Annotated in this window: 9 protein-coding genes; 8 read left to right on the forward strand and 1 reads right to left on the reverse strand. The window is 55.3% G+C overall.

Annotated features, from left to right (window positions below; genetic code table 11):
• Positions 1-51 precede the first annotated feature (51 nt).
• On the forward strand, positions 52-450 hold the full coding sequence (locus G4G71_RS12300; RefSeq protein ID WP_169937980.1) for a hypothetical protein: 399 nt from the start codon (positions 52-54) through the stop codon (positions 448-450).
• Between the two features lie 176 nt (positions 451-626).
• Complete coding sequence (locus G4G71_RS12305; RefSeq protein WP_169937982.1) at positions 627-1,013, forward strand: hypothetical protein; 387 nt, start codon at positions 627-629, stop codon at positions 1,011-1,013.
• Between the two features lie 196 nt (positions 1,014-1,209).
• On the opposite strand, the gene G4G71_RS12310 is transcribed toward G4G71_RS12305, so the two are convergent.
• Positions 1,210-2,265 carry a hypothetical protein gene (locus tag G4G71_RS12310; RefSeq protein ID WP_169937984.1) on the reverse strand — a complete coding sequence of 352 codons (1,056 nt, stop codon included), beginning with the start codon at positions 2,263-2,265 and terminating at the stop codon, positions 1,210-1,212.
• Between the two features lie 205 nt (positions 2,266-2,470).
• Here G4G71_RS12310 and G4G71_RS12315 point away from each other — a divergent pair, with 205 nt between their 5' ends.
• From G4G71_RS12315 to G4G71_RS12340, 6 genes are all read left to right on the forward strand, one after another.
• Positions 2,471-3,283, forward strand: a complete 813-nt coding sequence (locus G4G71_RS12315; RefSeq protein WP_138527024.1) for an SH3 domain-containing protein — start codon at positions 2,471-2,473, stop codon at positions 3,281-3,283.
• A gap of 1,020 nt (positions 3,284-4,303) precedes the next feature.
• Positions 4,304-4,933 carry a response regulator transcription factor gene (locus G4G71_RS12320; protein ID WP_169937986.1) on the forward strand — a complete coding sequence of 210 codons (630 nt, stop codon included), beginning with the start codon at positions 4,304-4,306 and terminating at the stop codon, positions 4,931-4,933.
• Between the two features lie 7 nt (positions 4,934-4,940).
• Positions 4,941-7,403 carry a response regulator gene (locus G4G71_RS12325; RefSeq protein ID WP_169937988.1) on the forward strand — a complete coding sequence of 821 codons (2,463 nt, stop codon included), beginning with the start codon at positions 4,941-4,943 and terminating at the stop codon, positions 7,401-7,403.
• Positions 7,404-7,479: 76 nt separating this feature from the next.
• Positions 7,480-9,273 carry an ATP-binding protein gene (locus tag G4G71_RS12330; RefSeq protein ID WP_138526958.1) on the forward strand — a complete coding sequence of 598 codons (1,794 nt, stop codon included), beginning with the start codon at positions 7,480-7,482 and terminating at the stop codon, positions 9,271-9,273.
• A 198-nt stretch (positions 9,274-9,471) separates the two neighbouring features.
• A complete protein-coding gene (locus tag G4G71_RS12335; RefSeq protein WP_169937990.1) occupies positions 9,472-9,861 on the forward strand; it encodes a response regulator in 390 nt (129 codons plus the stop codon).
• 300 nt (positions 9,862-10,161) lie between these two features.
• Positions 10,162-11,040 carry a tetratricopeptide repeat protein gene (locus G4G71_RS12340; RefSeq protein ID WP_169937992.1) on the forward strand — a complete coding sequence of 293 codons (879 nt, stop codon included), beginning with the start codon at positions 10,162-10,164 and terminating at the stop codon, positions 11,038-11,040.
• Positions 11,041-11,042 lie beyond the last annotated feature (2 nt).

Raw genomic sequence — 11,042 nt, forward strand, 5'->3', positions numbered from 1 at the left:
AATTAACCCAGTTGGCTCCTGGTATGACTAAAGCCAGCTAGGTGCATTTCCATGACGAGTCACACCGCCATCCTCTCTGATTTCTTGCTCCGGGCAGAGATCAGGCGCCAGATTGAGCGTTTCGTTGAGGCTGTTCGATCCAGTAGCGAGCCGGCTTACCGCGTCTTGCACGATGATTCTGGTGATCCTCTCTATCGCCCGACATCGCTCGCCATTTCAGCCGTTCAGCTAAAGCAGATGCACGATTTCATCATGGAGCTCGAGGGGGAGGTGGCGGGCGAGGCTCTACGAGCGTTTCAGAATGCCTGTCGGTGCGTGGGGCTTGAGTTTAGTCCCTTGGTGGGCATGGTCTGTCTGAGCGAAGACGAAAGTCGCTACCTATGCTCCGAGGAGTCGCTGAACTGGTTCGTGGAGTGTGTTCGAGCCTACTCCGATGCCGCACAAGGGTGAGCGCATGGGGCACAAATCGGGGTCAGCTTCCGACCCATAGCGGACATGAAATGTCCGAGACTGATCGCCTCTGCACAGCATTGATTGCGACGTGTCGGCACTGCGCGGCAATTTCTTTGGCCGAAATTACATGTGCGTGATGTAAATTCTGCCTTTGCGCGCAGCAGGAGAAACTCATGCCAAAATTTCTGCCGAAGGGTGAACTTCAGGCGCTTTCGTTGAAAGCAGAAGGGGACGGTTTAACGCTGAATGATCTTTCTACCATTGGCGATAAATTTGGCGCTGCTCCGCAAGACTTGCTGAATGAGCTATCCGTCTGGGTTGCGGAAAACTATCTGCAGGGATCGTTGGATTTTGACTTTTGCGACAGCGTCATGAACGGGATCATAAATGCCGTGGTTGAAGTCGGCATGACCAGTGAGCTACCTCAACCCGCTTTCTCGCTATATCAAGCGTTTGATCAAGGCGAATGGATTCGCAATAGTGATTCACCGGAAATTGACCCCAGTGAGAAATACACAAGGCCGATGATCCTCGAAATATTGCGTGTCCTTAAAGACTAGATCGCTCGTATCGGCTTTTTTCGCTTCTAAGTTGAAGGTGTAACTGGATGGAACGTCCGCTACTGGCCGATAGCCGCCGCAGGTGAGGGCAGCTCCCGACCTAAAGCGAACACCTCAGAAGTCGGCTTTCAGGGTGGCGTTGGCGTTGGCGTAAAGGTGATCATCATCCAGGATCACTGAGGAGATGCAGCCTTGGTTATCTGTCCATTGAACTCTCAAGAGCCGGAGCCTGATCTTTCCCGCCGGTCAGCTCGAGTGGGCGAGGAAGGGCGGCTTGAAGTGCAGCAGCAACCTCCGCAAGCTCTTTCCCCTCCAGGGCCTCTACTAACAGCGCCAGTTGGGACGAAATTGCTTTGAGCTCCTTCACTGGCCGCTCAAGTGGCCTTGCCGGGAACAAGCGCGCAGTGTCCGGCGCTGTGAGAGCAACCTCGTCTTCCTTCGTCTGAAAGTGAGCGACAAACCCTAAGCCTCGCTTCAGTTTGTCGAACCCTTCAGCAGCGGCCTTAAAGTACGTTTCCTGCTTGCCACGCCACGCCGCAAGGGTGTGTAGCTTGTTGTTGAATCTGAGTTCGCCATCGTCAGAGACCGTAATGGCGTCCATCCAGTGGTTCCTCGGTCGGAGAGCTCGCTCCGTCTCTAACCAGCCCAGGATCTCCTTGCGGATTTGACTGCCATGTTCCGCCAAGTTGTGGACCCTCAGCAGCAGGTTCAGGGGGAATCCGTCGATGCGGTGCCCTGGGTGGTTGTTCGCCTCCAAGTCCTTGCCCAGCGCCTGTAGGTAATTGGCTAATGGCCGAACTACCAGGCTGGCCAAGACGGTACCGCTGTCTTCCCACTCCACCCATTCACTCAGTTTGGCCTGGACAGTGAAGTATGTCTGCGGAGTATTAGGGACGTCGTTGAAGAAGGCCTCGGTGGCGGCTTCCATTTCCGCTGATGTGACCTTTACCAAGTGCGACTCGCCGAGCATGGAGCAGACAGGACAGATCATGCCGGCTCGAGTGGCCACGAGCACTCCGGGAGGGGAGGATCCGATGTGCGGGTGGCGCCCATCAGTATGGTTCTCACAGAGCCCCGGAGAGGCCGCCTCCGCACCGAGCAGGTACAGCTGGCGCAGGGTGAGGTGTATCACCTGGTCTTCGTCCAATCTTTCGAGAGTGTTTGTAGTCGGTTGTTGCATATCATTCCCTGGTTGGTTGCCAGTGCCGCAATCCATCAGCAACATCCAGAATGTCACTTTCTGGGTGAGCATGGAAACCGCCTCGGTACGAATACTGATGTTCAACACCAACCTAGTGGGCTGTTGCTGATCCTGTGCCTTTTGAGGCTTATTCTCTGCAGTACCGAAATCATGCAATGGGTGAATCGCGAGAGGTTTCGATACTGTAAGCCCCACTAGTAATCACTTACCGACCGGCTGCAAAAAAACTAAGCCCCCCACCGGAGGAACATAGACCATGGAGGGTGCCAGCTCAGCATTTGCAGAATTGCTCGCCGACGACCTTGCCTCGCTCGCGTCACTTGGTGACCGCCAGGCGACTATCGCCACTCTGCTCAGAACTACAACATCTACGGCAGAGGGGCGTCAGCGTTTTCTGGGCCTGGACGCAAAGTTCATGCTGGGAGACTTGGCATTCACCCTTCGTGATCTCGCACCAGCAGCGCATGACCGCCTTAGTTCGACCCTAGGCCCACACCAGAGCAAGCTGCAGAGCGAACTGGGAGCCGAATCTGTAGCGCTAATTTGGTCGATCACCTCGATGGCCAGAAGCGTTATCGCTGTCGATAGAGTCGCAGATGCCTTTGCTGCCAACGATGCGCAGCGAGACGCAATCATGGCGTTTGGGCTCGAGTGGTGGATGAAGCAGCTCAGTCCTCAGGCTGCGCTCAAGTCTTGGTATGTAATCAAGAAGCTCTTCCCCCCTGAAACGTTGCCCGCATTACTGCTGTCGCTCTGCTCTGTTGCTCTTCAGGTAGCCACCCCCGATGACAAAACTCCGGCTCAAGCGGATGACAATATCCGCGAGGCGCGGGAGATTGCGGCGAAAGTTGGGGGAGTTGAAAAGCTCGTTGTGAAGCCGCTCAATGTTCGGCTTGGCCCTGGTAAGAAGTACCCAAAAATCGATAGTCCGCTTGCTCCTGGCTCCATCGTCTCCGTCGTGAAGGAGACCTCTGATGGGTGGACATTTGTCCGCCGGCATGGAACTGCGGGAGATACTGGGGGCTGGGTGGCGTCGAAGTTTCTAAAGGATGTTCCAGAGGTCGACTAGGAACGCTTGAACATCGGGTGCTCGTCACTCACTCACGACCCTTGGGTGTACACCATACAGCCGTTCAGTAGCCAGAAGCGGAAGTCTCGGATGCACGCCATGGCCAGAGTTGCCCGTGACGAGGGGCAGCTACCGGCCAGAGGCGGACGGCTGCCACCGACCAGCTGAAAGCTGAGCTTTACTCCATTCGCTCACTTGGAAATCGCGAACCCGGATATCAGATGGACTTCCTTGAAGACTTCATACTCAACCATCTGGCACTGGACTCGGACGGCCGCAGGTGTGGAGGTACTACCTATTAACGGATAGGCTAGGCCCGATCAGCTATGTTGACCCGGCTGGGGGCAAAGGCGCTAATGAAATTGAGGGGCACTCTGGCGATCTGATACCGCGCGAATTCTAGAGCGGGTTTCTGAACAGATTCGAGTCTGGGATTGGGTCGTGCAGACTAGAGTTTGATCGACACGCTTCGCACCACTTAATTCAATAACAATTTCATAGCTGAGTCGCTTATATATTTTACTGAAACGATTCCTGCGCTTGCCAAGAAGATCCGAGCATACGCTGTAAGTCTTTGTGACAGTGATCCAAGAAGCTCGAGGTACGGGTTCGCCCTAGTCAATATGCTCGCTGATACCATCCTCCGATCATACTCAGCGACTACTCCCGACTCAACGCTCTAGTGACTGAGTTATAGGATACTTGCCGGCAACCTAACTCAGTAAGCGACTGGATCATTAGTGGTTTTCGTCACTCATCATGCCCATGCTAGGGCATATCGGCGTGCGGCAGGAGCTCCACTAAATATTGAGTGGAGCCGTTTCGTACAACGCCATTCCTGGATAGTTTTGTTCCATGCAAGCACCGTAACCGTGCTCTATTGCTCAGGATGCATGTAGGAATCCATAGATTTTCTTGTAGGAATTCGCCTTTAGTGTGGTAGGGCATATCTGAATCTATCGACAAAAAAAACTTCGGACATATTGTGGGCGCCGTTAGAACCCCCTTGCGGTGAGTAAGATGAGCAGCGTTCTTGTCGTAGACGACCATCCGATGATTCGGCTGGCCGTTCGTTCAATCCTCGAAAGAAATGGCTTTGACGTGGTAGGCGAGGCAGAGAATGGAGTCGAAGCTCTGGTTAAACATCGAGAGCTGGCTCCAGACTTGGTGATTCTGGATATTCGTATTCCGAGACTGCAAGGATTGGAGGTCATCCGACGCATCGTGGGCACCGGACTCAACACCAAGATTTTGGTGCTCAGCAGTATGCCCGCAGAGATACTCGCCAAACGATGCGAAATGGCAGGTGCCTCTACGTTCGTCTGTAAGAAGAGCGGTCTGGAGGACCTCTTGCAAGGCGTTAAATCAACTTTGAGTGGATACAGCGATCTGCCAGCGCACAGTAGATTTGACGAACTACGGGTGACTGACCCACAGCGCGGGGATTATCGGAAGATGGCCAGCCTTACTGACCAGGAAGTAATGGTCATGCAATACTTGGCCGCAGGCACTAGCGCAGCAGAAGCTGCTCGCGAAATGATGCTAAGCGTTAAGACTATCAGTACTTATAAATGCCGATTATTAGCGAAGCTTGGAATTACGGACATAGTGCAACTGCAAGAATTTGCAAAACGTAATTCTCTCGTGTGAGCCTGAAATGAAAACCTTCTATTTGATAGTTATCCTGCATGGGAGCTTGATTCTGTTTGGATGTTTTCCGGAAGCGAGCACTACTAGCGTCAGCGTGCTAGGAGTTGGCTCCTTATTTGGCTCCAGCGTGTTGAGGGCAAATATCAATGAAGCGGGCACACCCTGGCAGCTCGACGAGCCGATAGTTCAAGGTTCGGTCCGTTCAATCAATAGCTTGAATCTCCGCGATGCTCAGACTCACATAGTTTCAAAAGGGCGCCTAGCGGAAAATCTCGGTGCGGCATCGACATCCGTCTCTCTTCCTGAACCGCAAGTCGCTCCAGGCCGATCATCTGTGGTGCTGAATGAGCGGCCGACCACGAGTGTTAGCTTCCTCACTCGCTGGATAGCCAGTCTCAAGTCGATCACCGACCTCTGGAACGGCTATCAGGATCAGTTGGTCAGAGTCTTCTGGGGCGCAATAGCGATCCTTCTCGGCGTATTGATGTGGAACTGGCGGTTATTGACCAAGATGCGAAGCCGAGCGGTATCGCAGCGGGAACTGATCGATCGCCTCGAGTTCAAGCGCGCGATGATCGACGGCATTCCCCATCCCATCTCTGTGCGCGACCGTGCCGGTCGACTGGTCACCTGCAATCGCAACTTCCTTGAGTACACCGGCATGATCCGGAAGGAGGCGCAGGGCACGCGCTTGACTGACAACAAATGGTTGTCAGAAACGGATGCGCAGAAGCTCCATCAGGAGTACCTGACGCACATGGATCAAGCGCAAAGCCTGTCGAGAGATCGGGTCTGGCTTGTACGCGGAGAAAGGCGAGAAGTCCACCATTGGGCCACGCCTTATCGCAATGGCGGAGCAGAGATTGCGGGTCTGGTTTGTGGCTGGATCGATGTGACCGAGCGCGAGCGCCTTCACCATGAAGTCCAACTAGCCAAGGATCAGGCGGAAGAGGCTAATCGCGCCAAAAGTACCTTTCTCGCCACAATGAGTCATGAGATTCGCACGCCCATGAACGCGATCATCGGCATGTTAGAACTCGCCCAGATGAATCCCCAGGAGAGGGCGCGCGATGACGGAAACCCAATTGAAGTCGCCTACGACTCCGCCAAAGGGTTGCTGTTGTTGCTCGGCGACATTCTGGATGTCGCGAAGATTGAAGCAGGGCACCTGGCGCTGGTGCCTGAACGCGCCAGTCTGCGCGAATTGGTGGAATCGGTAGCGCGCGTCTTCGAGGGGCTTGCGCGGCAGAAGGGACTGCAGCTCAGGCTGGAAATGCTGTTGGACGGCATCGGTGACGTGATGATCGATCCGCTTCGTTTCAAGCAAATCCTCTTCAACCTGGTGAGCAATGCAATCAAGTTCACCGATGTCGGCTTCGTCCATATCGAAGTTCGAAGTGAGCCTTTGGCAGACGAGCGCATCATGCTCCATATGGCCGTCAAGGACAGCGGCATAGGCATGACGGGAGACGAGTTGGCGCATGTCTGCGAACCTTTCCAGCAGGCGCTGGCGGGGAGGGCTTCGCGGGGAGGAACCGGGCTCGGACTGACGATATGCCGCACTCTCGCCGAGATGATGGGTGGGTGTCTGTGCATCGAGAGTTTGTCGGGGCAGGGGACGACCGTCAGCGTGCAATTGCTTTGCAGTGTGCTTGCGCCCTTGAGCAACGCGGCCGTCTCGGCGTGTCCGCCGCAGAGTGCGTCAACTCCGATGAAGATTCTGATCGTCGACGATCACGAGGCCAATTTGTTACTTCTGTCCCGACAGCTAGACCACTTGGGACACCAGGTGGTCGTAGCCGACAATGCTCGAGATGCGCTGACGTCTTGGCAGGCCGGCGACTTCGATATGGTGATCACGGATTGCTTCATGCCAGACATCAGCGGATATGTACTGGCCGGCAGTATCCGCGATATCGAGCGGGAGAGGAAAGCACCCCGCTGTACCATTCTGGGCCTTACTGCGAATGCCCAGCCCGATGAAGTACAACGTTGCCGCGATGCAGGCATGGACGACTGCCTGTTCAAGCCAATCGGCCTACAAGAGCTTCGCTCCTATCTGCAGCGCAGAGGTGGAACGGCTGTCCAGAGCGCGCTCGGTGCCTTCGACCACAACGCGGTGCTGGCTATGTCGTGCAACGATCCGGCGTTGGTTGTGGACCTTCTCCAGCGCCTGCACAGTGCGAACGGCAAGGATCTGACGCAATTGGAGCCGCTGCTGCAGCGCCGTGATCTAGTGGCGCTGGCTGATCTTGCTCATCGAATTCGCAGTGCTGTGTCGCTGATCGGAGCGGCCGGGCTGTTCGAGCGACTCATTGGACTCGAACGCGCCTGCCGAAAAGATGCGCCCCAGGACGAGCTGCAAGCGCGCCTGCACGATGTACTCGACGAGATGCATGCGCTACAGCATCAATTGAAGCTGGCCATCGATGCCGGTAAGCACCTGGAAAGCGGCCTCGCTGGCGCATAGTCCCTGAAGCGGTGACCGGCGGCTCGCGTATGGACCGCTACTCTAGTCGTAACATCACCTATCAGGACGGCAGGTCATGAGTACGGTAATGATCGTTGATGAGCATCCGATTGCAAGGCATGCCCTGCGTTTGCTCATTGAAGCGGAAGGTCACACGGTGGTGGCGGAGTCTGGCAATGGCACTGAGGCGCTTGACCTCGCACGCCGGCTCCGGCCGAGTCTGCTGCTGCTGGAACTGGCCATTCCTGGTCTAGGGGGGCTCGAGACCATACAGCGTCTCGCCCGTCAGGCATCAGATGTCAAGGTACTGGTAGTGACAGGACAAAGTACCGACTATTTTGCCGCTCGCAGCCGTGAAGCAGGGGCGCTCGGCTTCATCAGCAAACAGACCGATCTCGAGCAAGTAGGCATGGCTGTCAAGGCGTTGCTGAACGGACATACTTATTTCCCGCGCGACTCCGTTCAGGCACTGCCGAATCTGTTGCCCGATCAGGTGGGATCCAATCCGCTGAAAGCCTTGTCCGCGCGTGAATTGACGGTTCTGCAGATGCTCGCCAAAGGATTGGCCAACAACACGATCGGCGAGCAGTTGCTGCTGAGTGAAAAAACCATCAGCACCTACAAGGCGCGTGTCATGCAGAAGTTGCGCGCCAGTTCCATGTTGGAGCTGCTCGACATTGCTCGCCGTCACGGCCTCGTAGACGCCACTGCATTCAGCAGCGACGTTGCCGTGCCGGAACTCCTGGATACTGCAGCGCAGGGAGAGTTGAACCTGCTCCGGGCAATAATCGATGCGATGCCTCACGCCGTCAGTTTTCGCGATGTGGAAGGGCGTTTGGTCACCTGCAACAACCAGTATCTCGAACAGCACTCGCTCAAACTGGAGAGCGCAGTCGGTAAACGGATCTACGAGACGGGCGAGTTGCCCGCCAAGCATGGACATTATGTTCATGACCGGCTGATAGCCGCGATGAAGCAGGGGCAGCCCTACACGGCAGATGTCTGTTTGAGCTTGCAAACGGGCGAGCGGGTGCTTCGCCACTGGGGCAAGCCCTACCGAGACAGTGAAGGCACCTTGCTGGGGTTGATATGCGGCAACGTGGATATAACCGACCTGGACAGCAACCTGATCGATCTCAGGAGCAGCAGTCGCCGCCTTGAGGTTGCCGTGCAGGCCAAGGGGCATTTCATGCAGTGGGTGACCGACGAAATGGCCGCTCCGCTGAACAGAATCGCGGCCATGCTGAATCTTGCTATCGCCCCTCAGGACGCCGACAAGCAAGCAGAGGCGCTGGATATTGCCCAACATGCAACTCAAGGTCTGCAGAAGATGCTCAGCGACTTCCGAGATTACTTGCGCCTGGAAGCAGGGAGGCACCCGTTGGTACCGGAGGCTGTCGATATTGAGGCGTTGACCCGGAAGCTTGTCGAGGAGTTCAGGCCCGCCGTTGTCGAACGTGGTCTAACTCTCGGGCTTGATACTTCCGGGACCCTCCATCCCTGTGTCTGGCTAGACCCGACGGCGTTTCGCACCATAACGTTGGCCGTCTTGGACAATGCACTCAAGTTCACCGACCAAGGCAGCATCGAGGTGCAGCTTCATAGCATTGGCCAGGGGCAGGGCTTGGTCAGTGTCGAGCTAAGGGTGCGTGACACCGGCATCGGCATGTCGGCAGATGCACAGGCACGCTCGTTCGACGCCTTCAATCAGCATCTGGACGACCTGAATATTCGACGCGGGGGCAGTGGAATCGGCCTGGCGCTGTGCAAGCGACTGGTCGAGCAGATGAATGGTGAAATCCAACTGAGCAGCAGTCCTGGAGATGGGACCACGATTTCCGTACATCTGATGTTGCCCAAGGCGAGTTGATATCCAACGTCTAGCACTGATTTTAATTAGTAGTCAGCGTGTTCCTACTTTTCAGTGGGCTGGTTCCGATACAGATTTATGAGGCGAGATCCTAGAGTGATGAGGCTCTTCATACTTTTGGGTACTCTCATGTTCGGTACTTCAGTCAGGGCGTTGGTGTTGTGCGGGAACTCCGGGCGCCAGATAACGTTCAGTGCCATGCTCAATCGTCTCGGGATATTTCGGATGGCATTGTGTTCGAATGTCGAGGAGCTTCAAAAGGCGTGCGCGCGACATCCATCTTTCGACCTGTTCATTATTGAGGATTTCACTCCGGGAATTGAGGAGTTGCGTCGCCTGGAAAGCATGAGTAGGGCCGGAGATTTCTCTCAGGTTATTCTTATGGGAAATCATACGTCGAATGAAAGGGCTCAACTCTTCAAATGGGCATGGGCACATCATGTCGCTCTGCTCGATGTCATCGAGAAACCGATATCAGTGGCGAGATTGCGCGAGGCATTAGACCGTTTGGTGATTGCCGTTGACCCTTGCAATATCAACTCCACCGCCGTCATATCTTATCCTTTATTCGAGAGCGCGTCCCCATAACGCAGTGACATTTCTCATGACCAAGCCGCCAGGGTCGCCGAGAGCATATCTGCGGACAATTACCCAGGATGTCTGCCGGGTGATACCCAATTGATTTTAGAGTGAAATACCTCGGCCTCGACGCGGAGAGGATATTGAAATCAAGCTGTCTGTAACGGATTGGAATAACAGGTTTATTGATGTTGACTGAAAAGCCATAAGTGAATGTCGATTCCTACACGGCGCTACTCTAATTCTGATACCAGATAGAAACTTTCCTAAATAAGCTACACGCATCTTCAATTAGCAGCGTTTGTAGTCATGAAAACCTCCTACTTCACCTTCGGACCTCAGGAGAGTGGTTCGCGTTACTGCCAAGGATCGCCGATAAAAACTCGCCATACTCGTTTGATTGTTTATATCGTTTCGACCGTCTGCAGCGTCTTCGTTAATTTCCTGGTTACCTGTATTGCCATGAGCGGCGTTGCTTTTGCTCAGAACAATGCCAACGACCTGGTACGTCAGACACAGCAGTTGCTTCTGCGCGGTGAAATCGCTGCTGCAAAAGCGACGTTGCAGCAAGTCGCGAAGAATGATCAAGAGGCACCTTCGGTCATTTTCGAGCAGGCATTGCTCGATGACGCGGAGGGCCGACATGAGCAGGCCCGCAAAAACTATGACCACCTGCAAGCCGGGCCGTTGGCAAATGCTGCCGCAGTGCCTTCCGCAGTAAACCTCGTCGCCGTTGGCCAATTCAAACAAGCCGGCAAAGCCTTCAAGCAACTGAGCGCGAGCCAAGACTCATACGTCGCCGGTTATGCCCAGCTTTGGCAGCTTTGGCTGGCCGCGCGGACACGTGAAGGCAGTTCGGCTGTCCATCGAGCAAAACTCGCCGAAACCGCATCGCGCATACGTGCCGCGTCGCCTCAGCAGGAGGCCATCGGCCGGCTATACGCCGGCGAGGGCAGCGTCGGCGCGGTCTTCACCGCCATTGACGGGATGAGCTTCAGCGACCCCTTGCAGCGGCGCAATGCGCGCAGCGAGGCAGCGTTCTTCGCCGGTGGCTATCTGCAATACGTCCGTCGGGATTATCCCGCTGCGATGCGCCTGTACCAGCAGGAGCTGTCGCAGCCTGGCGCCTCGATTGAGCGACCTCTGCTTGCTAAGGCGCTGGCCTCGCTGCCCGTCTCAACTCGCTAACT

The sequence above is a fragment of the Pseudomonas multiresinivorans genome (assembly GCF_012971725.1).
Taxonomy (GTDB): domain Bacteria; phylum Pseudomonadota; class Gammaproteobacteria; order Pseudomonadales; family Pseudomonadaceae; genus Pseudomonas; species Pseudomonas multiresinivorans.